17 protein-coding genes are annotated in these 22947 nt (G+C 45.8%); 7 read left to right on the top strand and 10 right to left on the bottom strand.

Annotated features, from left to right (window positions below):
- From H524_RS0107300 to H524_RS16545, 5 genes are all read right to left on the bottom strand, one after another.
- The coding region (locus H524_RS0107300) for a GTP-binding protein (RefSeq protein WP_027939747.1) at window positions 1-503 on the bottom strand (503 nt) is incomplete at its 3' end.
- Between the two features lie 297 nt (window positions 504-800).
- Entirely contained in the window at window positions 801-2903 is a 2103-nt protein-coding gene (gene fusA, locus H524_RS0107295) for an elongation factor G (protein ID WP_027939746.1), read from the bottom strand.
- A 21-nt stretch (window positions 2904-2924) separates the two neighbouring features.
- On the bottom strand, window positions 2925-3395 hold the full coding sequence (gene rpsG, locus H524_RS0107290; RefSeq protein WP_027939745.1) for a 30S ribosomal protein S7: 471 nt from the start codon (window positions 3393-3395) through the stop codon (window positions 2925-2927).
- Between the two features lie 155 nt (window positions 3396-3550).
- Window positions 3551-3925: a 30S ribosomal protein S12 gene (rpsL, locus tag H524_RS0107285; protein WP_027939744.1), complete on the bottom strand. Its 375-nt coding sequence runs from the start codon at window positions 3923-3925 to the stop codon at window positions 3551-3553.
- Between the two features lie 953 nt (window positions 3926-4878).
- Window positions 4879-5274, bottom strand: coding sequence for an SEL1-like repeat protein (locus tag H524_RS16545; protein ID WP_052338974.1), 396 nt, complete (start codon window positions 5272-5274; stop codon window positions 4879-4881).
- 558 nt (window positions 5275-5832) lie between these two features.
- Here H524_RS16545 and H524_RS0107265 point away from each other — a divergent pair.
- The 7 genes from H524_RS0107265 (at window position 5833) to H524_RS0107235 (ending at window position 16025) form a co-directional block, all read left to right on the top strand.
- Complete coding sequence (locus tag H524_RS0107265) at window positions 5833-6090, top strand: hypothetical protein (protein WP_027939743.1); 258 nt, start codon at window positions 5833-5835, stop codon at window positions 6088-6090.
- A gap of 897 nt (window positions 6091-6987) precedes the next feature.
- A complete protein-coding gene (gene glpA, locus H524_RS14810; protein WP_084281703.1) occupies window positions 6988-8877 on the top strand; it encodes an anaerobic glycerol-3-phosphate dehydrogenase subunit GlpA in 1890 nt (629 codons plus the stop codon).
- Complete coding sequence (gene glpB, locus H524_RS0107255) at window positions 8877-10223, top strand: anaerobic glycerol-3-phosphate dehydrogenase subunit GlpB (RefSeq protein WP_027939742.1); 1347 nt, start codon at window positions 8877-8879, stop codon at window positions 10221-10223. The genes glpA and glpB overlap by 1 nt, the downstream gene beginning before the upstream one ends.
- 9 nt (window positions 10224-10232) lie before the next feature.
- Complete coding sequence (locus H524_RS0107250) at window positions 10233-11456, top strand: anaerobic glycerol-3-phosphate dehydrogenase subunit C (protein WP_027939741.1); 1224 nt, start codon at window positions 10233-10235, stop codon at window positions 11454-11456.
- Between the two features lie 513 nt (window positions 11457-11969).
- The gene (gene glpT / locus H524_RS0107245; protein WP_027939740.1) at window positions 11970-13337 is read left to right on the top strand and encodes a glycerol-3-phosphate transporter; all 1368 of its coding nucleotides are present in this window, start codon (window positions 11970-11972) and stop codon (window positions 13335-13337) included.
- Between the two features lie 470 nt (window positions 13338-13807).
- Window positions 13808-15301, top strand: a complete 1494-nt coding sequence (glpK, locus tag H524_RS0107240; protein ID WP_027939739.1) for a glycerol kinase GlpK — start codon at window positions 13808-13810, stop codon at window positions 15299-15301.
- 4 nt (window positions 15302-15305) lie between these two features.
- Window positions 15306-16025, top strand: a complete 720-nt coding sequence (locus H524_RS0107235; RefSeq protein WP_027939738.1) for an MIP/aquaporin family protein — start codon at window positions 15306-15308, stop codon at window positions 16023-16025.
- A 423-nt stretch (window positions 16026-16448) separates the two neighbouring features.
- Here H524_RS0107235 and H524_RS0107230 read toward each other — a convergent pair whose 3' ends face one another.
- The 5 genes from H524_RS0107230 to rpoC form a co-directional block, all read right to left on the bottom strand.
- On the bottom strand, window positions 16449-16763 hold the full coding sequence (locus H524_RS0107230; RefSeq protein WP_027939737.1) for a hypothetical protein: 315 nt from the start codon (window positions 16761-16763) through the stop codon (window positions 16449-16451).
- Window positions 16764-16806: 43 nt separating this feature from the next.
- Complete coding sequence (locus H524_RS17300; RefSeq protein ID WP_156907569.1) at window positions 16807-16962, bottom strand: hypothetical protein; 156 nt, start codon at window positions 16960-16962, stop codon at window positions 16807-16809.
- Window positions 16963-17065: 103 nt separating this feature from the next.
- Complete coding sequence (locus H524_RS0107220) at window positions 17066-17638, bottom strand: hypothetical protein (RefSeq protein WP_027939736.1); 573 nt, start codon at window positions 17636-17638, stop codon at window positions 17066-17068.
- Window positions 17632-18033: a DsrE family protein gene (locus H524_RS0107215; RefSeq protein ID WP_027939735.1), complete on the bottom strand. Its 402-nt coding sequence runs from the start codon at window positions 18031-18033 to the stop codon at window positions 17632-17634. The genes H524_RS0107220 and H524_RS0107215 overlap by 7 nt, the downstream gene beginning before the upstream one ends.
- A gap of 210 nt (window positions 18034-18243) precedes the next feature.
- A complete protein-coding gene (gene rpoC, locus H524_RS14805) occupies window positions 18244-22629 on the bottom strand; it encodes a DNA-directed RNA polymerase subunit beta' (RefSeq protein WP_084281704.1) in 4386 nt (1461 codons plus the stop codon).
- Window positions 22630-22947 lie beyond the last annotated feature (318 nt).

Here is a 22947-nt window from a genome sequence, read left to right as displayed (position 1 = left end):
GTGTCATCGCCTGGGAACTTGTACTCAGAGAGTAACTCACGAACGTCCATCTCAACGAGGTCTAATAATTCCTCGTCGTCAACCATGTCGCACTTGTTTAAGAATACGAGGATGTATGGAACGCCTACCTGACGAGCTAACAGGATGTGCTCACGGGTCTGTGGCATTGGGCCGTCGGTAGCAGCACAAACTAAGATAGCGCCGTCCATCTGAGCAGCACCAGTGATCATGTTCTTAACATAGTCAGCGTGGCCTGGGCAGTCAACGTGAGCGTAGTGACGGGTCTCGGTATCGTACTCAACGTGTGAAGAGTTAATGGTAATACCACGTGCCTTCTCTTCTGGAGCGTTGTCGATCTGGTCGAATGCGCGAACTTCACCGCCGAACTTCTCAGCTAAAACCTTGGTTAAAGCTGCAGTTAAGGTGGTCTTACCGTGGTCAACGTGACCGATGGTGCCTACGTTTACGTGTGGCTTGGAACGGACAAACTTCTCTTTTGCCATTTTGATCTACCTATAAAGCGGGCAACAATAGTTACCCTTCTCATGTCGAATCTGTTTTGATTAGGGGTGCAGTAACTTGTTCATGAGCAAAATAGCTTGGTCTCTGTGAGATAGTTACTTGGAACACGACCCTAAAATTCTTAGATTATAACGCACTTATTGGCTAACTTGTGCAATTGACAAATTAAGTTGCAACTATTGTACACAAATAAGCTAGCAACATGGGCTATTTGCTTGGTGCTGCCAGCTTGTACAGTGCATAAAATGCGTTTAATCGATTAGTAATACTTTACGTAATTACTTGGTCTGACGAGCTGCAATAACAGCGTCAGCGATGTTCTTAGGAGCCTCAGCATAGTGACCGAACTCCATAACGTATGAAGCACGACCCTGAGTCTGAGAACGTAAGTCGGTTGCATAACCGAACATCTCAGCAAGAGGAACCATTGCACGAACGATCTTACCGGTTGGGCCGTCTTCCATGCCCTCTACCATGCCGCGACGACGGTTTAAGTCACCGATAACGTCACCCATGTACTCTTCTGGGGTATCAACCTCAACCTTCATTAAAGGCTCTAAGAGTACTGGAGTTGCCTTCATGAAGCCAGCCTTGAATGCCATGGAAGCGGCAATCTTGAAGGCCATTTCAGAAGAGTCAACTTCGTGGTAGGAACCGTCATAAACGGTAACCTTAACGTCAACAACTGGGTAACCAGCCAGAACACCGTTAGCGATCTGCTCTTGAACACCCTTATCAACTGCTGGGATGTACTCCTTAGGAATAACACCACCAACAACCTCGTTGGCGAACTCGTAGCCCTTGCCAGCCTCGAGAGGCTCGATACGTAACCAGCAGTGACCGAACTGACCACGACCACCAGACTGACGTACGAACTTGCCTTCCTGCTCAACCTTACCACGGATGGTTTCACGGTAAGCTACCTGTGGCTTACCTACGTTGCAGTCAACCTTGAACTCGCGACGCATACGGTCAACGATGATGTCGAGGTGTAACTCACCCATACCGGAAATAATGGTCTGACCAGACTCTTCATCGGTGTGAACACGGAATGAAGGATCTTCCTGAGCAAGACGGTTTAAAGCTAAAGCCATCTTTTCCTGGTCGGACTTGGTCTTTGGCTCTACAGCTACGGAGATAACTGGCTCTGGGAACTCCATACGCTCGAGGATGATTGGAGCGCTTTCAGCACAGAGGGTATCACCAGTGGTGGTTTCCTTCAGACCGATAGCAGCAACGATGTCACCTGAGAGGATTTCCTTGATTTCCTGACGGTTGTTAGAGTGCATCTGAACTAAACGGCCGAAACGCTCGCGCTTCTGCTTTACAGAGTTCAGAACGGTATCACCAGAAGCGGCAACACCAGAGTAGCAACGCAGGAAGGTTAAGTTACCTACGAATGGATCGGTAGCGATCTTGAATGCAAGAGCTGAGAATGGAGCCTTGTCGTCGGTCTTACGCTCATCTGGCTCACCAGTTAAAGTCTCACCCTTAACAGGTGGAACGTCTACTGGTGAAGGCAGGTACATTACAACTGCGTCGAGCATTGCCTGAACACCCTTGTTCTTGAAGGCAGAGCCGCAGCACATTGGAATGATTTCGTTACGTAAAGTACGCTCACGTAAACCGCGGATAATTTCTTCCTCAGTGAGTTCCTCACCGCCGAAGTACTTATCCATTAAAGCCTCATCAGCCTCAGCAGCAGCTTCGACTAACTTAGAACGCCACTCTTCAACTTCCTCAACCATATCGGCTGGGATGTCGGTGTACTCGAATGATAAGCCCTGATCGGCCTCGTTCCAGTCGATAGCGCGACGCTTTAACAGGTCAACAACACCAACGAAAGTATCCTCTTTACCGATAGGTAACTGGAGAGGAACTGGGTTGCCCTTTAAGCGAGTCTGGATCTGCTCAACTACACGCAGGAAGTTAGCACCAGTACGGTCCATCTTATTTACGAAAGCAATACGTGGAACCTTGTACTTGTTAGCCTGACGCCATACAGTCTCAGACTGTGGCTGAACGCCACCTACAGCGCAGTAAACCATCACAGCACCGTCGAGAACACGCATAGAACGCTCTACTTCGATAGTAAAGTCTACGTGTCCTGGGGTATCAATGATGTTGAAACGGTACTGCTTGTCGAACTGACCAGCCATACCCTTCCAGAAACAGGTGGTAGCTGCGGAGGTAATAGTAATACCACGCTCCTGCTCCTGCTCCATCCAGTCCATGGTAGCAGCACCGTCGTGAACCTCACCTAACTTGTGGCTCTTACCGGTGTAGAACAGAATACGCTCAGTGGTAGTGGTTTTACCAGCATCAATGTGGGCACTAATACCGATGTTACGGTATAAGTTAATAGCGGTTGTACGTGCCATTTATCAGAAAAACCTCTTGTATTACCAGCGGAAGTGAGCAAAGGCCTTGTTAGCTTCTGCCATACGGTGAACATCTTCACGCTTCTTAACTGCAGAGCCTTTGTTCTCAGCTGCGTCCAACATTTCACCAGCCAGACGTAAAGCCATGGTCTTCTCATGACGCTTACGGGCTGCTTCTACTAACCAACGCATGGCTAAAGCGTTGCCGCGAGCTGGACGAACTTCTACTGGAACCTGATAGGTTGCACCGCCAACACGACGAGACTTAACCTCGACTGCTGGACGGATATGATCAAGGGCATCCTCGAACAGGGCGAGGTGCTCCTTGCCGCTCTTCTCAGAAATGGTGTCTAATGCGCCGTAAACGATGCTCTCAGCAATGGACTTCTTACCATCTAACATTACTACGTTGATGAACTTTGCGAGCAGCTCTGAACCGAACTTTGGATCAGGTAAAATCTTACGCTGACCTACAACACGACGTCTTGGCATTGATAATTCCTCGTTACTTCAGGGTTATCCAAAACAAAAAAACTTCTTATTTAACGAATTCCGCTGTCTTTGCAGGGGATTGTCCTCAAGCAACCTTGCTTATATAAAGAGGACTTTCGTTGGCTTCGTTTGGCCTTACTCTAGCGGGGAGTCGATTAAGCCTTAGGCTTCTTGACACCATACTTAGAGCGGCACTGCTTACGGTCCTTAACACCTGCGCAGTCGAGACGACCACGGATAACGTGATAACGAACACCTGGCAGATCACGAACACGACCGCCGCGAATCATTACGACGCTGTGCTCCTGAAGGTTGTGACCCTCACCGCCAATGTAAGAAGTAACTTCGTAACCGTTGGTTAAACGCACACGGCAAACCTTACGCATAGCTGAATTAGGCTTCTTAGGCTTGGTGGCGTATACACGAGTACATACACCGCGCTTCTGTGGGCAGGCTTCCAAAGCAGGAACTTTGTTCTTTGGAACTGACTTCACGCGTGGCTTACGTACTAACTGATTGATAGTAGCCATTAAATAAAATCTCCTGTTAGTCTCTAAGTTATCAATTTAGAGACAGATTTTGATTGTCTTGCGCCAGGTGAGTCTAATTAACTCATGCCCAGGCAAACAAGATCCACGTATTCTAATACTCAAGTTTAAGCAAATCAATACAACATACGAAAAAAAGTAGATCAATCAAAACCGAGATTTAAGCCATTTTCGCTCAGTCAAAACTCCAAATTTGTCAACAAAGCCTGCTCAAAGCCTTATGTGACGCGGATCATAGAAACTTTGAGATCAAAGTTAAACGCCAAGATCATGGCTCTTAAGATCATGAGAATAAGATCATCGGTTATATAAGCAATTAGTTGCCAAAGCTTTCAATAAAACTCCCCAAACGAATATATGAACAGATCTGTAAGCAATCTATCGGGTTGCCAATGAACAAAATGTCCTAGTAGAAAGTTGTCAGCTGGACATACACATAGCTGCAGTTGGACATAACAGCCATATGTGTCTAGCCAAGCATTGCTAATGCTTACATCTAATAATGTCAAACACATTAAGCACTTGTTAGATCTTCGCATTTGTTCATACAGCGCAATGTATGCGCCTGACTCTTGGAGCCACAGAGCCTTATATAAGAGTATGGGACGTTGCTGTTAATTGCTCTACTCTAAGCTTAGGTATGACGGCTCTGTATTGCGTGCATCCACTTATTTATGAGTATTGAGTATTGCGTGCGTCACCTTATATATGAGTATGGCGGATGTAGTGCGTCACCTTATAATGGTGCTGGATATTGAGAGACATTGAACGGCTATAGGATATAGGCAGGATCAAAGATGTACGGAGGCTATCAATCTACTAAGATCGGCATTGGTAAGAATACGTGCAAGAGTATCAAGATCAAAAAATTAAAGGCTGAGTACTAAAAGATCAGTACTCAGCCTTTTATAACAAAATTAAGCAATCGATGATGATTACTTAAAGATGTTTGGATTCTCTTCCATGAAAGTGCAGCTGCCTTTCATACCAAGATCGCAAGCTTTCTTAACTAACTCTACGATCTTAGGACCATCAGCTTTATCACCCTTTTTAGTATAGGCACCAATAGCCTGCTCACATGACACACCTGATTTAAGATCACAGCCCTTGGTGTACCACTTTGCAGCACGATCGTAATTGACCTTAACACGCTCACCCTTTAAGAAAATTTCGCCGACTTTGAGGCAGCTATTAACATCGCCTCCATTACATTTGCTCTCAAGACTCAAGATATCCTTAGGAATACGTTGAGGGGCAGCAGATGCACTCATAGATGTGCCTAGCACAGCACAAGTTATAACAGCAGCTAAGACAGTCTTGCTAATTACCATAAAAAAACTCCATGTACGTATCTTAAACTTGCCTTCTAGCCTAAATGCAGCCAATCCTCGTAACTACTATCTAAGCCTATGGCAACCTAAAAATATCAAGGCAATGATACAAGTAATCCTCGTTTTTAACTTGCACTTAGATCTCATATTTAGCTTATATAAGGGCTTAAGTCGCTTTATTAGCACTATCCATATGCTTGGCTGTGAGAAGATCATCACTTTACGTATCTCTTAGATCATTTCCTATAGTTTTATATGCTTGCTTCTATGCATCTAATTGGTTTTTTGCAAATATTGCATTAAAACATGCTTAGTCTAGGCCCCTGCGATCTTCAAAAGATCACCAGGCATGGCCCGCACAAAATGTAGTATCTATGCGGCGTTAAGAAGATCAGATTAAATTTCGATGATCTTTTTATTAATCTTAGCCTTGACTAACTGCCATTACTGTCAATTGAATGGTGTAATATTGCTAAGCTTTTTTTGTCATGCAATTGCGTTTGCATTAACTCATCACAAGACTGTTCAAATAGATCGCGCTGTAGGGTAGGAACTAACATGCTGCACCTCGTATTTAGCAAGCAGGGATTACACGACATCAAACATCTCATCAAACGTCGAGATCAGATCGTTCATATAAGCACTGACTTTATTAAACTCTACAACACAAATAAGCTTTTAAAATCTATTGAAGCAGAAAGTAATACTAATCCTTCAACTACTTATAGCCAGGCACTAGATGAAGGCACCATCATTGAGGCCTCTGAGTTAGCATCGATTGTTACTAACGCCTCTTCTATAAAGAGTACTTACTAGCTCACCGCTCAACTTAACGCTACTGACTCTCTAAGCTTTCATTATTAGAGAGTCTAAAATGCCCCTCTTTTTTCTTATCTCACCACTATCTTTTATAAAAGACCTCTCTATTTCTTTTCGTAAAAGACTTCTCTATTTCCTTTCGTAAGCTTAGTACTGCCACTCTTGTTTGAACTTGTATCTCAAATGCCTAACTTCCTTACGAGCACTTTAAAGTTAGGCTACAAGTTGTTCTAGAACAACTGGCAAGAACAATTGTCATGTTATGTCTTGTCAACACTAAGTACGTTGAATACTTAAGCACAACTGCCTAGCATTGCATGCCGCTAGAGCTTGAAAGCGATTTTTATCGTGTTTTTAGTGACTTTGAAATGTGTAAAGCGTCTAAAGATTAGATATGCAAAAACATGCTGATCGCGCTTTTGTAAGTGATCTTAATAATGGCTTTTATGACATTGCTTGTCCTTGCAATTTCTGCAAAAACTTGCAATGAGGTCAAAAAGCAGCCCAATAGCAAAACCACGTTTTAACTGTCACAAAACAGCAGCAAAATCTTTTCATTAACAACAATTGTCATGACACCTTAAATTTATATAAATACGATAGATGTCAGCTTTATATGCTAATCAAACATGCTAATTTTGTAAGTTGTATTGAGCCAGCATTTTGGTAAATAAAATTTTTGTGATTGGTAAAATTTTCACCTTGATGTAAATTTTTAGGGGCGGTGTACATACAAGCGATTGCCTTTCTTAGCAAGAGCAATCTTTGAAAAAAATACAAGTGCGCATCAATTCTGTGATGTAAATCCTGTTGCTTGCACTGTTTTGACAAAAAACCATGGAGGATTTGAATTAGCACTGGTTATCATGGATTCGAATTTTGGAGGATTCGATCATGTTAGAGACCGACGTAGTAATCATTGGTGGCGGTGCCACCGGTGCTGGCATCATGCGTGACTTATGTCTGCGTGGTGTTAAAGCTATTTTGGTAGAGCGAGGCGACTTAGGTTGCGGTACTAGCTCACGTTTCCACGGACTTTTACACTCAGGTGCGCGTTATGCCGTAAAAGACAGCAATGCTGCTATCGAGTGTATCGAAGAGAACAAGATTTTACGTAAGATTGCTCCTGAGTGTGTGGAGCCAATCAAGTCAATCTTCATCCGTACTCCAGAAGATGACGAAGCTTACGAGTCACTGTGGGTACAAGCTTGTGCCCGTGCTGGCATTAGTGCTGAGCCTCTGACTGTTGAGCAGACTCTCGAGATGGAGCCGAACATCTCTCCAAAAATCAAATCCGCCTACCTATGTCCAGGCGCTGCCATCGACGGCTTCCGTCTTTTATGGCACATCTTCGACAGTTCCGTAAAGCTTGGCGGCAAACTGCTTACCTACACTAATGTGGTTGCAATCAATTCCTCTAACGGTGTTATCGAGGGTGTTACCGTTCAGGACAAATACACCAAAGAGACCTACAAGATCGCATGTAAGTATCTTATCAATGCATCTGGTCCATGGTGTTCACAAGTAGCAGGCTTAGCTGGCATTGACATTAACATCAAGCCATCTAAGGGAACCTTGATTGCCTTTAACCACCGCATTAGTACCAATGTGATCCACCGTCTGCACAAGCCAGCTGATGCTGACATCTTTGTGCCACACGGCACCGTGACCATTTTAGGTACTACTTCTATGGATGCTGATCCTGATGATTCAAGCACCACTCAAGAAGAAGTACGTGCCATGATGGAAATTGGTAAGGCTACTTTCGAAGACTTAGAAAAATACCGCATTTTACGTGTATTCGCTGGCTGCCGTCCTCTGTATGCAGGTGATGATAAGAATGCCTCTGGACGTGCAGTATCTCGTGATTTCGTAGCTTTAGATCATGGTCAGCGTGACGGCCTTAAGAACTTTATGTCTGTATGCGGCGGCAAGTTCACAACTCATCGACAGATGGCTGAAAAGGTCTGTGACATGATTTGTCCAGTCCTTGGTAACACCAAGAAGTGCACCACAGCAAGCGTCATGTTAACTGAGGCCCCATCTAAAGAACTGATGGAGCGTGCGCGTAAGGTATTCCCTGCTTACGGCGTTGAATTATCCGAGCATCGCCAGGGTGCCGATCGCTTCTCTAAGATTGTAAGCAAGATCGAGCATGACAAGGATCAAGGCGAAATCATTTGTGAGTGCGAGAACGTAACTCGTGCAGAAGTTGAGATGGTAGCTCAAGAGCCTACTACTCACTCCATCTCTGATTTACGTCGTCGTACCCGTCTTGGTATGGGTACTTGCCAAGGTACTTTCTGTACCTACCGTGCTGTTGGTACCGTTCAAGAGGTTACCGATCGTTGGACTTCCAACACCAAGGAGTTATTTAAAGAGTTCCTTGAGGCTCGTTGGAAAGGCATTCGCCCTGTTATGTGGGGCAATCAGATTCGCGATGTTGAACTTACTCGTGGTATCTACGAGGTATCTTTAAACATCAATAAAGAAGGCGAGACTGTAAATGACAGCATCAAGCCTTCTGCTAAAGAAGCAACCACAGCCAAGGCCCCTCAAGCGGCCAAGGCAGTTACCCCAGCACCAAAAGAAGCTGAGGTAAAAGCACCTGCTGCACCTAAGGCTGCGACTGTAGAGGCTAAGGCACCTGCCGCACCTAAGGCTGCACCTGCAGCTGCACAAGCAAAGGCTGCTACATCTAGTGGTGATGCCCAGATGCAAATTAAGGTAAGTAAGAGGGCTGACAAAGCCGCTATTCAAGCTCAGGTTAAGGAGGGCAAATAATGGCTAAGGTTCTCGTTGTCGGAGCAGGTATCTCTGGTTTGCTCTCAGCTTGCTATGCAGCAAAAGCTGGTCATGAAGTTAAAGTTTTAACCTACGGCTTAGGTGCTCTTACCGTAGCTGGCGGTATCATCGATATTTTTGGCTACGATGAGCAAGGCAACGCTGTTGCTGATCCTTTAGCCCATATCGACACATTACAAAAGCCACATCCTTATGCCCTTATGGGGTCTAAGCGAGTATCAGAGGGGCTTGAGGCATTTAAAGAGCTTACTGCCTCACAAAACTACACCTACTTGGGCGATGGTCATACTAACCATAGTGTGCCAACTGCAATTGGCTCTTTCAAACCATCAGGTTTAATTCCTCCAAGTATTGATTCAACTGAGATCTTCAAGCGTAAGAAGATCTTGGTGGTAGGTTTTGACTTACTCAAAGACTACTATCCAAAGCTCATTGCCAAGAATCTCCAGCATTACTTTGGCGATACAAAAGAAGTTAAGGTCAAGAACATCATCTTACACAACTGGCCAACAGGAAAAGGCTATCGTGATGTAAGTGCTATTGATCTTGCCCGTGAGCTTGAAACTGATTTAGGTCGTCTCAATTTTGTTGAGCAGCTTAAGGGTCACGTTGATGAAGACACCTCCATCATCCTGCCTCCTGTTTTAGGTGAGCGCCCAGAGCTCTCTGGCATGATTCAAAATGAGCTTGAAGAGCGCCTAAAGACCAAATTAGTTGAAGTGTCCTCCATCCCTCCATCAGTAACTGGTTTACGTTTAGACAAGTTACTGCGCAAAGAGTGTATGGATTTAGGTGTCGATATCATTGAGAAAGCCCAAGTAATTGGCTACACCTCAGTTGCCGATGCCTCAGATAGCCTCAAGGGCGACAAGAGAGCTGCTGCAAGCAAGGTATGCAAGACCCTAATTACTGGAGGTTTTGGCCATACTCATGAATATGCTGCAGATGCAGTCATTGTTGCTACTGGCGGTTTCTTCAGCTCTGGCTTGGTAACTCAGATGGGCCGTATGTTTGAGCCTATCTTTGATATCAATATTCCAGTGCCACAAGATCAAAAAGACTGGTCACATCAGTACTTATTCTGTGGCAAACCACAGCCTTTTGCCTCTTATGGCGTAGCTGTTAATGAGAACTTACAACCTATCGATCCTACTGGTGAAGTTCTGTTTACCAATGTGCAGTTTGTCGGACGCAGCTTACGTGGTTACGACTTCTGCTTTGAAAAGTCGGGTAATGGCGTTGCAGTAACTACTGCTTACCATGCAGTTACTCAACTTGAAGAAGTTTTAAAACAAACCGAAGCACTAACCGCATCACTGTACTAGGAGGTCAAAATGGGAACCAAGATTAGACAAGAGAATCCCGATGCATGCATTAGCTGCAACATCTGTTTGACCGCCTGTCCAGTGGCCAAAGCATCAAGACTTTATCGCGGCCCTAAGCTCAACGGTCCTGCACTTACCCGTATGCGTAAGCTCGTGGATGATGATGACGCTGTAGTTAAGTACTGCTCTAACTGCAAAAACTGCGATCGTGTGTGTCCATCTGGCACCTCAATCTCAGCTTTCAACATGAAGGCACGCTATGAGTACTTCAAGCATCATGAGCATGATCCAGCTGATCTCATCTTAAGCAACAATGAGAACATGGGTAAGCTGATGACCTCCATTCCTTTTGTTTCTGCAACATGCGCAAACTTAGGTATGAAGGTAGCAGGCAAGATCGGTGTGCTAGGCAAAATGGGTTTAGGCAACGAGGCTCCTCTGCCAAGCTATGCCACCATGAACTTTGCTACCCGCTTTAAGCTCTACAAGCAGCCAAGCTGTACTACTAAAGTTCTCTTCTTCCCAGGTTGCTATGTTAACTACAATGCACCTGATGTAGGTATGGCTTTAGTTGAGATCTTAAACCGTAACAACATCGAGGTGATTGTTGATAAGCGTCTGTCTTGCTGCGGTTCTCCAATCTTATCTACTGGTTATTTAGACAAGGTTGAAAAGCACGCTGTAAGCAACGTTAAGGTTTTAGCAGAATACGCTAAGCAGGGTATCGACATTGTTACAACCTGCACCACCTGCTCACTGTTCTTAAAGCAAGAATACGAAGAGCTCTTCAACATTAAAGAAGTTGAAGATTACAAAGATCACGTCTGGGATACCTCTGAGTACCTCATGATGCGTAATGCCAAGGGCATGCTCGTTAAGAGCTTTGGCACCATTAAGAAAAATGTTGCCTACCACACCGCCTGCCACCTTAAGGTTCAGGGCTTTGGCCGTCCATCACTGGATCTGCTTAAGTTTGTACCTGGTGTTGAAGTTGAAGACTTGCAAGCAGGTTGCTGCGGTCTGTCTGGTGTCTACGGTTACAAGAAAGAGACTGCTCCTATTGGCCGTGTCATTGGTACAACTCTTAGAGAAAAGCTCACTGCTAGTGAGGCAGATGTAGGACTTAGTGAGTGCAATATCTGTCGCTTGCAGATGGAAAATGGTACTGGCAAGAAAGCAATCCACCCATTAATGCTGCTGCGCGACTCTTATCGCAAACGTGCTAATGGCTAACTAGATCCAATCACACTTAATTGCGGTGAAGTCCCGAGCTTCACCGCGCATAGCTTGTGAATTGGCCACTTCAAATTAACGTGCTTATGTTTGCAACTTAACTCCTAGGCAAACATAAGCCGCCTTAGGCTAAAACTTAGCCTTGGCAATAAAGAATTTGCAGTTGCCCAGCTGCATCTACACCAACCTCAAGGTACATGTAAACTCAAAGCTCTTGCCCTTATTCATTAGCAAGTGCTCTTGTTGTGCGCCTGTATAACTGTAAAGGTCAGTGCGCTTGAATATGTTCAGGCATAGCAAAAGACAATGCCTGAGCGTGTTTTAGCTCAATGGTGTTTTACCTTTAGGTAGTGGGCTATTTATTGTTGTTGTTGTTTTGTGTCCCAAACCTTGTTGTGTGTGTTTAAAATTTTTGGGTGTTGTTGTGGATTGAGGCAACATCTAAAAGAGACGCCTAAGGCATCTTATTGCACCGTGTCAACTTGGACCGATTAACGGGGCAAAGGAGTTTCCATGCTCAAGTTTTTACAGCCAGCTCCACATATCGAGCGACTGCCAAAAGAGCAGATTGATCCTACCTATAGAAAGCTGCGTTGGCAGATTTTTATGGGTATTTTCTTTGGTTATGCGGCTTACTACTTAGTTCGTAAGAACTTCGCGTTAGCTATTCCTTACTTACAGGAGGAAGGATTTTCCAAGGCTGACTTAGGTTTTGCTCTGTCTGCAATTTCTATTGCATACGGCTTCTCTAAGTTCATCTCAGGTTCTTTTTCAGATCGTTCTAACCCACGTATCTTCTTACCATTAGGTCTGATCCTCTCTGGTGCCATTATGCTCTTAATGGGCTTTGTACCATGGGCTACCTCATCTATCACAGTAATGTTCGTCTTACTGTTCTTATGCGGTTGGTTCCAAGGTATGGGTTGGCCTCCATGCGGTCGTACCATGGTTCACTGGTGGTCACAAAAAGAACGTGGCGGTATCGTTTCAGTCTGGAACTGTGCTCATAACATCGGCGGTGGTTTACCTCCTCTGCTCTTCTTATGGGGTATGTACCTGTTCTCAGATTGGCACTCTGCTTTCTACATGCCAGCAATCGGTACATTCATCGTTGCCGTATTTGCTTACATGACCATGCGTGACACCCCACAGTCTTGTGGTCTGCCACCAATTGAAGAGTACAAGAACGATTACCCATCTGACTACTCTGAGAAGAACGAGCAAGAGCTTACTGCAAAGCAGATCTTCATGACCTATGTTTTCCCTAACAAGGCTCTGTGGCTCATTGCTATTGCAAACGTATTCGTTTACTTACTGCGCTATGGCGTACTTGACTGGTCCCCAACTTACTTACGTGAAGTTAAGGATCTGACCTTAGACCACTCCTCATGGGCTTACTTCCTCTATGAGTATGCTGGTATCCCAGGCACCTTATTCTGCGGCTGGGTATCAGATAAGGTCTTCAAGGGTAACCGTGGTTTAACCGGCGTGTTCTTCATGGTTCTCGTAACCATCGCTACCGCTGTGTTCTACTTCAACCCAGCTGGTCACGCAGCTATCGATATGGCTTGCATGATCATCATCGGCTTCTTAATTTACGGCCCAGTTATGCTCATCGGTCTGCACGCCCTTGAGCTTGCCCATAAGAAGGCTGCTGGTACTGCTGCAGGCTTTACTGGTCTGTTCGGTTACTTAGGTGGTTCTGTTGCAGCATCAGCCCTCATGGGTTGGACTGTTGAGCACTTTGGTTGGGATGCTGGCTTTGGCATCTTAATCGGCGGTTCTGCTCTTGCAGTTGTATTACTGTTAATCGTAACCGTCACCGAAGGTGCTACTAAGCGCAAGATTGCTGCTGAGTCTGCTGCCGAAGAGAACAAGTAATCGCGTTTAATAAAACTCAATCCCAAGCTGTACCGCTTAATGCGGTGCAGCTTTGTGAAAGTTAAATCTGTACTTTTGTTAGTAAGACTTCTTAGAAGGTTTTACTCACAAGAGATCAGTTGTGACTGGAGAATTGGCAATTGACTCTTACTTGAGCTTGGGCATATACGATATTTGATAAATGCTTAAGCTTAGGATCTTACATTCAGGCGTTCGTTTATACGAAATGCTAAATGAAACTAGCTTAACTACTGCTTTGGCCGAAACGAGACTTATATAAAGCCGCGTAGCTACCAAAGTTTCTTTGCTCTTACTTATGTTTAGCTAGCTTCACTTGAGCAGGAGTATTACTTTTTATCTAAAGCTGTGAGCTTTAGATGCTGACTGTGATTGCCTGGATATCTATAACACTGAGGCACCTCAAGTTTTCACGGGTGACCTTTGATTGTAGTAATAAAAGAGGAATAACTATGGCAAAGTACGTAATGGCTTTAGATGCAGGTACTACTAGTAACCGCGCCATTCTTTTCAATCAGAAGGGCGAAGTTTGCTCTGTAGCACAGCGCGCATTCACTCAGTACTTCCCTAAGCCAGGTTGGGTTGAGCACAACGCCGATGAGATCTGGGCATCTCAGTTAGGTGTTGCTGTTGAAGCTTTAAACAAGATCAGCGCTACTGCTGAAGATATCGCTGCTATTGGTATTACCAACCAGCGTGAAACTTCAATTGTTTGGGACAAGAACACCGGCGAGCCTATCTACAACGCTATCGTTTGGCAGTGCCGTCGTACTTCTGCTTACTGTGACTCTTTAAAAGAGAAGGGCTTAACCGATAAGTTCCGTGAGAAGACCGGTCTGGTTATCGATGCTTACTTCTCTGGCACTAAGATCAAGTGGATCTTAGACAACGTAGAGGGTGCTCGTGAGCGTGCCGAGAAGGGTGAACTCTTATTCGGTACTGTTGACACATGGCTCATCTGGAAGCTCACTAAGGGTAAGGTTCACGTAACTGACTACTCCAACGCTTCCCGTACTATGCTCTTTAACATCAACACTTTAGAGTGGGATGATGAGATCTTAGCTGAGCTGGACATTCCTCGTTGCATGCTTCCTGAGGTTAAGCCATCAAGCTGCGTATACGGTACTACTGACTGCTTAGGCGGTGAAGTAAAGATCGCAGGTGCTGCAGGTGACCAGCAGGCTGCTTTATTCGGTCAGACCTGTTTCTTCCCTGGTGAGGCTAAGAACACCTACGGTACTGGCTGCTTCTTACTCATGAACACTGGTGAAAAGCCTGTATTCTCAAAGAATGGTCTGGTTACCACCATTGCATGGGGTGTTGACGGCAAGGTTAACTACGCTCTTGAGGGCTCTATCTTCGTTGCTGGTGCTGCTATTCAGTGGCTGCGTGACGAGATGCACCTCATCGATTCTTCAATCGATTCTGAGTACATGGCATCTAAGGTTAAGGACACCAACGGCTGCTACGTTGTTCCTGCTTTCACCGGCCTTGGCGCTCCACACTGGGATCAGTACGCACGTGGTACCATCGTTGGTATTACCCGTGGTGTAAACAAGTCCCACATCATCAGAGCTACCTTAGAGTCTCTTGCTTATCAGACTAATGACGTTATTAACGCCATGAAGGCTGACTCCGGCATCGAGCTTAAGTCTCTGAAGGTTGACGGCGGTGCTTCTGCTAATAACCTGCTCATGCAGATTCAGTCTGACATCATCGCTGCTCCAGTACTCCGTCCACAGTGTGTTGAAACCACTGCTATGGGTGCTGCTTACCTTGCCGGTCTGGCTGTTGGCTACTGGACTTCTAAGGAAGACGTAATTCAGAACTGGGCTATCGCACGTACCTTCGAGCCTGAGATCACTGAAGAGGACCGTGCAAAGCGTATTAAGGGCTGGAACAAAGCCTTAACTTACGCACATGGTTGGGCAAAGGACGAGGACTAATATTATGATGCCATATATTGCTGAATTCGTAGGTACCGCCCTGCTCTTAATGCTCGGTAACTCCAACGTTTGTAACTGTATCTTAAGAAAGTCAGGTATGTCTGGCGCAGGCCCTGTGATGATTAACTTCGGTTGGGGTTTTGCAGTTATGGTTCCTGCTTTCATCTTCGGCGCATCTTCAGGTGCTCACTTCAACCCTGCTTTAACTGTAGCTTTAGCTTTAAATGGCACCTTTGACTGGGCCATGGTTCCAGGCTATTTCGTAGCTCAGATGGCAGGTGCTTTCACTGGTGGTTGCTTAGCATGGCTCCTGTGGAAGGATCACCTTGATGATGAAGAAGATCCAAACAAGAAGCTTGGTGTATTCTGCACCTCACCATCCATTCCTAACCGTTTCCGTAACTTCGTATCCGAGATCCTCGGTACTTTCTTACTCGTATTTGCCATCCTTGGCATCTCTCAGGTTCAGGGTTTAGCAACTGGTTTAAGCTACATCTATGTATGGGCAATCATCGTTGTTATCGGTATGTGTATGGGCGGTCTGACTGGATTTGCCATCAACCCAGCTCGTGACATGGGTCCTCGTTTAGCTCACTTTGTTCTTCCTATCAAGAACAAGCGTGACTCCAACTTCGGTTACTCCGTAGTTCCATTCGTAGGTCCATTCATTGGTGGTGCATTAGGTACTATCGTATACAACGCCATCCCATGGGCTGCAATGTAAGTTACTACTTTCGACACAGTCAGAAGTAATATCCTGCAGAGGGGGCTGCTGCAAGAAAGCCCCCTCTTTTAAATTATCCGTTTTTTTGGGCTAAGCTGCCGATGGCAGCTTAGCTTTTTTATTTGTCCTGCCCCAATAGCTCCCGCTCTCTAAGCTTGAATAGCCCTGCTATCTGCCCTATTTCTTAGGTACTAACAGTACCTTAGGTCTGCTCTATTTATTAGGCACTAACAGTACCTTAGATCTGACCTATTTCTTAGGTACTAACAGTACCTTTTAGGTCTACCCAATTGCTCTTAGCTGCAGCAGCTCTTACATAGACCATTGCACTACTATCATTTGCACCGCCCGCACTATGAGACTCTCACGCGATCACTGCCTGTTCCACAGTTAAGATCTCAGATTTGATCTTCTAGCTGTACTTTAGAGCTTTAATGATGGGCGCTTTGACTTGCTTGCTCGTTTAGCAGGCTTTTTGCTATTGAAAGTTGCATCTTGGTAGTCGAGCAAGATCGCAGTTACCTCATGTGCGTTTTTATTGCTTGCATGCTCAATAATCTTATCGAGGCTTCTTTTGCTTTTGACCAATCCTTGTCTGAGCGCGGAGACTAAAAACTCTATATTGCCGCGATCAATGGCAATCTTGAGAAGATCAGAGCGGTCAGCTGCCTTGAGCTCTAGATAGCTTAATAGATCGCACAGAGCACTCTCATCTGTCTGAAGAATAGAAAGCAACATTTCTAGATTGACCCTTAAACTACCTCCCTCTTCTTGCCGTGTTTTAGCTAAGATCACGCGGCAGATAGATAGATTTAATAGCTGCTGCATTCGAAAAAGTGCAATCTCTAGCTATGAACTTAACGCCCTCAGGGATCACAAGATCTGCATCATTGCCAAAGCATGCAAGCAGTCGACCCTCTTCAATCTCAAAATCCATCTGCAACCTCCACAATTTGCTCTATCACGCCCGATAACACTATTTGTGCACAATGATCGCCACGAGGCAAGATCAGGCTTAATAAAGACCAGGGGGTTAAAGCCTAGACTGTAAAGTTTTGAGCTGCCTCAATAAGCTCAAGTTCTCGGTACTCATTAGCCGTAATAACCTTAGCAAAGTCCAAGATCGCGCTTGTAGCACTCTTAGATTGCAAGCTGCTTGCAACACTAGTGTCTAGCTCTGTCGCTACATTAGTGTCTAGCTCTGTCGCTACACTAGTATCTAGGGCCGTCGCTACATTAGTGTTTAGCTCTGTCGCTACACTAGTGTCTAGCTCTGTCGCTACATTAGTGTCTAGCTCCGTCGCTACATTTGACGGTGCGAGCACGAAGGTTGGAATTTCGTAAAGATCAAGCTGCTTAAACTTCTTTATTAAAGACTCGCCTAAGCACTCTTGTAAGATGGTCGCGTTAAGATCTGCTCTCTCCATGAAGATGGCACTACATGGTACCTCTAGATCTGCAGCATTTAAGAGGAGATCTAAACCTTGCTCATAACGTAGCCTAAGCTCGCCTATCGTTGTGTCATTTAAAGAAGCTGCGTCTTGCTGCGCTTGTGATGATGATGTTGCGGCGAAGTTATGCAGGCTTTCAAAGTAAACAACTATACTTACCATGTAATCACCTTCTCATCCTTGCGATTGAGCAGAGCTAAGATCTCCATATAACCTGAAAACTCAAAACCTTCTGCGAGCATGCTTTGCTCAGTTAAACCTCTTGATCTTGCGGCTTTACCGCAGACGAGCAGTTTAGCGCCATGATCTAAGGCTAGCTTTTGATACAGTTTAGTAAGCTTGTGGATCTTCTCCATATCATCACTTGTCATGGCACTTTGAGGCCCAAAACAATTAGATAGCATGCTCGTATTAGCTGCAGCAATGGGGGCAGCCGCTCCCATAAAAAACAAGGCACCAATTGGTCTCTTGTCCTCAACACTTGCAATCATGTCGATAAGGCTCTGATGGCCATGAGTGAGTGTAGCTGGGCAGTTGATGATAAAGCTCTCTTTCACATACGACTCCGAACAAGATTTAGGTAAAACCCAAGCTTTCAAGCTTAGAACTATAAAGCTAAAAATAGTTTAAGGCCGGCACTTATCTTACTAACTTTGCGATCGCATGGAATATTTGGTGAAAAAAAAGGCCGCAAGCTTGATACTTACGGCCTTTTTTTATAACTGCAGATTAAGTATCTGCAGCCTCTTAGCTTTTATAGCCTAGCTTTAGAAACCACCATTCTGATTGAAGGTGTCCATAAAGCTTAAGTTATCTAAAGCCTCACCAATCTGCTTCTCAACTTCAGTGTTGTTGAGAATTACATCGTAAGACTCATTACGCAGCTTGGCACGAGCAATTTCCTCGCGACGCTGCTGATGGTACTTGAAGCCAGTACCAGCAGGGATGAGACGACCTACGATTACGTTCTCCTTCAGGCCGCGCAGCTCGTCGAGCTTGCCTGCCACGGAAGCCTCGGTAAGAACACGAGTGGTTTCCTGGAAGGATGCAGCTGAGATGAAGGACTCAGTAGATAAGGAAGCCTTAGTCAGACCCATGAGGATATGACGGTAGAGAACCTCTCTCTTGCCCTCAGAACGCAGACGCTCGTTTACGGTACGTACGTATGCAACCTCAGCGAGCTCATCCTTGATAAACTCAGTGGACTCACCTGGATCTAAGATCTCGCACTTGCGGAGCATCTGACGAACGATAACCTCAATGTGCTTATCGTTAATCTTTACACCCTGCAGACGGTAAACGTCCTGAACCTCGTTAACGATGTAGTTAGCTACAGCGTTAACACCACGCAGACGCAGAATGTCGTGTGGAGACTCTGGACCGTCAGCGATCACTTCACCCTTCTCAACCTTTTCGCCCTCGAAGACGTTCAGGTTGCGTGACAGGGCGATCATCTCCTCATGCTGCTCTGCTGGCAGACCGATCTCGTTTAAAGTGCCTGGCTCTGGAGTAATGATGAGACGACGCTTGGACTTGGTCTCCTTACCGAAGGAAACAGTACCAGAGATCTCAGCCAAGATTGCAGGCTCCTTAGGAGCACGAGCCTCAAAGAGGTCAGCAACACGTGGAAGACCACCGGTAATATCCTTAGTACCACCAGCCTGCTGAGGAATACGGGCGATAATATCACCGATGTTAACCTCTGCACCGTCGAGTAACTGCACAATGGCCTTACCCTGAAGCATGTACTGAGCAGGAACAGTAGTACCTGGGATCATTACGTCGTTACCGTCTTGATCAACGATCTTAACAGCTGGACGCTTGTCCTTACCCTGAGATGGGCGAGCAGCGATCTCACGGACCTCGATAGAGGAAATACCTAAAGCCTCATCTTCCTTCTTATCAACGGTAATACCCTCGATAATGTCGATGAACTTTAAGCGACCGTGCACTTCAGAAATAATTGGGTGGGTGTGAGGGTCCCAACGAGCGACAACAGCGCCAGCCTTAACCTCTTCACCATCCTTAACCTCAAAGATAGCGCCGTAAGGGATCTTATGGCTTTCCTTTGAAGCACCAAACTCGTCCATAACTAATAACTCGGACTGACGGGAAGTTACTACTTCCTTACCGTCGGTATTAGTTACAGTCTTAGAGTTCAGGATACGGATAGTACCTGAATTCTTAACAGTTGCACCAGACTCAGCAACAGCACGAGATGCAGCACCACCAATGTGGAAGGTACGCATGGTCAGCTGAGTACCAGGCTCACCGATGGACTGAGCAGCGATAACACCAACTGCCTCACCAGCGTTAACGATGTGGCCACGAGCAAGGTCACGACCATAGCACTTAGCGCAAACACCGTACTTAGTGGAGCAAGTAATAGGTGAACGAACCTTTACCTTCTCAATCTTGTACTCTTCTAAGATAGTGCAGCACTTCTCATCTAAGAGCATACCAGCAGGAAGCAGAACTTCCTTAGAACCTGGCTTTAAGACGTCATCAGCTAAGGTACGACCTAATACACGGTCACGTAAGTTCTCAATAACGTCACCACCGCTTACGTGTGGAGTGATCTCGAGACCCTCAGTGGTACCGCAATCGTCCTCAGTGATCACCAGATCCTGAGCTACGTCAACGAGACGACGAGTTAAGTAACCGGAGTTAGCGGTCTTAAGAGCGGTATCAGCAAGACCCTTACGAGCACCGTGGGTTGAAATGAAGTACTGCTGTACGTTCAGACCTTCACGGAAGTTAGCGATAATTGGGGTTTCAATAATGGAACCATCTGGAGTTGCCATCAGACCACGCATACCGGCAAGCTGACGAATCTGAGCTGGAGAACCACGAGCACCTGAGTCAGCCATCATGTAGATGCTGTTGAAAGATGCCTGCTGCTCTTCTTGACCTAAGATATTGGTTGCCTTCTCAACGGATAAGTTGGCCATCATAGCCTTCATAACCTTATCGTTGGCGTTAGACCAAATATCGATAACCTTGTTATAACGCTCGCCTTGGGTAATCTGACCGTTATCGTACTGTTGCTGAATGGACAGAACTTCCTTCTGAGCTGCAGCAATAATGGTCTGCTTCTCCTTAGGAATGAGCATGTCGTCAACGCAAACAGAAGAACCGGAGATAGCTGCGTTACGGAAACCGGTGTACATGACGCGGTCAGCGAAGTATACGGTCTCAGAGAGGCCTAAGAGGCGATAGCAGTTGTTTAATAAGCCTGCAATACGCTTCTTACCTAAAGGCTGGTTAGATACCTTGGTAAACCAATCCTTCTGAGCTAATACTTCACGCATGTTCTCTTCATTTACACCCTCTACTGGAGGATCAATGAAGTCATAGGACATACCGCGTGGCAGGATTAAAGAGAGAATGGCACGACCAATAGTGGTTAAGCGCAGCTCATTCTTATCTGTGAACTCTCCAGTCTCTGGATCCTTAACAGAGTAAGAGATGCGGCAAGCTACACGAGCCTGCATCTCAGCAACACCACTCTTGTACAGACGCTCTGCCTCATGGGCATCAGAGATGATCATACCCTCGCCCTTAGCGCCAACACGTGACTTAGACATGTAGTACAGGCCTAATACCACGTCCTGTGCAGGAACGATGATTGGGTCACCTGAAGCAGGAGACAGAATGTTGTTGGTAGACATCATTAACGCACGAGCCTCAAGCTGAGCCTCAAGGGTTAATGGAATGTGAACAGCCATCTGGTCACCGTCGAAGTCAGCGTTAAATGCTGGACATACGAGTGGGTGCAGACGGATAGCCTTACCTTCAACTAAGATTGGCTCGAAAGCCTGAATACCTAAACGGTGCAGGGTCGGAGCACGGTTTAATAATACTGGATGCTCGCGGATTACCTCTTCAAGTACATCCCATACGATTGCATCCTCGCGCTCTACCATCTTCTTAGCTGCCTTGATGGTAGCGGCGTGACCGCGCATCTCAAGACGACCGAAAATGAATGGCTTGAAGAGCTCTAATGCCATCTTCTTAGGAAGACCGCACTGGTGCAGACGCAGATTAGGACCGCAAGTAATTACAGAACGACCAGAGTAGTCAACACGCTTACCGAGCAGGTTCTGACGGAAACGACCTTGCTTACCCTTAATCATGTCAGCAAGTGACTTTAATGGGCGCTTGTTAGAGCCAGAAATAGCGCGACCGCGACGACCGTTATCCATCAGAGCGTCAACGGACTCCTGGAGCATACGCTTTTCGTTACGTACGATGATCTCTGGAGCAACTAAGTCTAAAAGACGCTTTAAACGGTTGTTACGGTTGATCACACGACGGTATAAGTCGTTGAGATCGGAAGTAGCAAAACGACCGCCATCAAGTGGAACTAATGGACGTAAATCTGGAGGCAGAACTGGCAGAACAGTTAAGATCATCCACTCAGGCTTGTTACCAGAATGAACGAAAGACTCCATGAGCTTTAAGCGCTTGGCGTACTTCTTACGATTAGACTCTGAAGAGGTGGTGTCTAAAGACTCACGTAAAGAGTTAATCTCGGCCTCAAGATCCATGTGCTGCAGGATCTCTAAGATAGCCTCAGCACCCATCTTGGCGCTAAAGTCATCACCAAAGAGCTCGAGTGCATTCATGTACTCTTCTTCGGTGAGCAGCTGACGCTCACGAAGCTCAGTCATACCAGGATCGGTAACAACATAGCTCTCGAAGTAAAGTACGCTTTCAATATCGCGTAACTTCATATCGAGAATCAGACCGATACGGGATGGCAGTGACTTTAAGAACCAAATGTGAGCTACAGGGGATGCCAGCTCAATGTGGCCCATACGCTCACGACGTACCTTAGCCTGGGTAACTTCAACACCACACTTATCACAGATAGTGCCACGGTGCTTTAAACGCTTGTACTTACCGCAAAGACACTCGTAATCCTTGGTAGGGCCGAAGATCTTGGCACAGAATAAGCCGTCACGCTCTGGCTTGAAAGTACGATAGTTGATGGTCTCTGGCTTCTTAACTTCGCCATAAGACCAAGCACGGATCATCTCAGGCGATGCAAGACCAATCTTGATCGCGTCAAAATCCTCAAGCTTCTGCTTGAGGGCGTTGTTGCTGCGGTTAGCAAGCTTGCCTAAAGACTCAGAAATATCTAAGCCCATTGCAAACTCGTCGTCCTTATTAGCGGTCGGAAGTTCGGTGCCAAAGCCCTCTAAGAGGGTCTCGTCTTGACCGATTTCTTGCATGCTCACAACAGTTTCTCCTGCGAAGAAATTATCTTTTATGAGTTGTCAGTTTCGCTTTAGAGCCGTGAATATTTGTCCCTCACGGCTTTGATTGTCTGACCAGCAGCTCTTAGGATAAAACGTCCAAAAAGCGACTTTACAACTCCATGCCTTAGCGCAGGGACTTTTTTAGCCCCTGCAGCAGGTTGCCCTGCTTTTTAGGCAGCAGCTTCATTGAGGCTGCCACCACGGCAA

The organism is Anaerobiospirillum succiniciproducens DSM 6400 (assembly GCF_000482845.1).
Taxonomy (GTDB): domain Bacteria; phylum Pseudomonadota; class Gammaproteobacteria; order Enterobacterales; family Succinivibrionaceae; genus Anaerobiospirillum; species Anaerobiospirillum succiniciproducens.
This window is presented reverse-complemented; position numbering and strand designations above follow the sequence as displayed.

Coding starts and splice junctions, on each gene's coding strand:
- H524_RS0107235 (WP_027939738.1), top strand. CDS start 15,306: ATGATGCCATATATTGCTGAATTCGTAGGTACCGCCCTGCTCTTAATG.
- glpT (WP_027939740.1), top strand. CDS start 11,970: ATGCTCAAGTTTTTACAGCCAGCTCCACATATCGAGCGACTGCCAAAA.
- rpsG (WP_027939745.1), bottom strand. CDS start 3,395: ATGCCAAGACGTCGTGTTGTAGGTCAGCGTAAGATTTTACCTGATCCA.
- H524_RS0107230 (WP_027939737.1), bottom strand. CDS start 16,763: ATGTTGCTTTCTATTCTTCAGACAGATGAGAGTGCTCTGTGCGATCTA.
- glpA (WP_084281703.1), top strand. CDS start 6,988: ATGTTAGAGACCGACGTAGTAATCATTGGTGGCGGTGCCACCGGTGCT.
- fusA (WP_027939746.1), bottom strand. CDS start 2,903: ATGGCACGTACAACCGCTATTAACTTATACCGTAACATCGGTATTAGT.
- rpsL (WP_027939744.1), bottom strand. CDS start 3,925: ATGGCTACTATCAATCAGTTAGTACGTAAGCCACGCGTGAAGTCAGTT.
- H524_RS16545 (WP_052338974.1), bottom strand. CDS start 5,274: ATGGTAATTAGCAAGACTGTCTTAGCTGCTGTTATAACTTGTGCTGTG.
- H524_RS0107250 (WP_027939741.1), top strand. CDS start 10,233: ATGGGAACCAAGATTAGACAAGAGAATCCCGATGCATGCATTAGCTGC.
- glpK (WP_027939739.1), top strand. CDS start 13,808: ATGGCAAAGTACGTAATGGCTTTAGATGCAGGTACTACTAGTAACCGC.
- H524_RS0107265 (WP_027939743.1), top strand. CDS start 5,833: ATGCTGCACCTCGTATTTAGCAAGCAGGGATTACACGACATCAAACAT.
- H524_RS17300 (WP_156907569.1), bottom strand. CDS start 16,962: ATGGATTTTGAGATTGAAGAGGGTCGACTGCTTGCATGCTTTGGCAAT.
- rpoC (WP_084281704.1), bottom strand. CDS start 22,629: ATGGGCTTAGATATTTCTGAGTCTTTAGGCAAGCTTGCTAACCGCAGC.
- glpB (WP_027939742.1), top strand. CDS start 8,877: ATGGCTAAGGTTCTCGTTGTCGGAGCAGGTATCTCTGGTTTGCTCTCA.
- H524_RS0107220 (WP_027939736.1), bottom strand. CDS start 17,638: ATGGTAAGTATAGTTGTTTACTTTGAAAGCCTGCATAACTTCGCCGCA.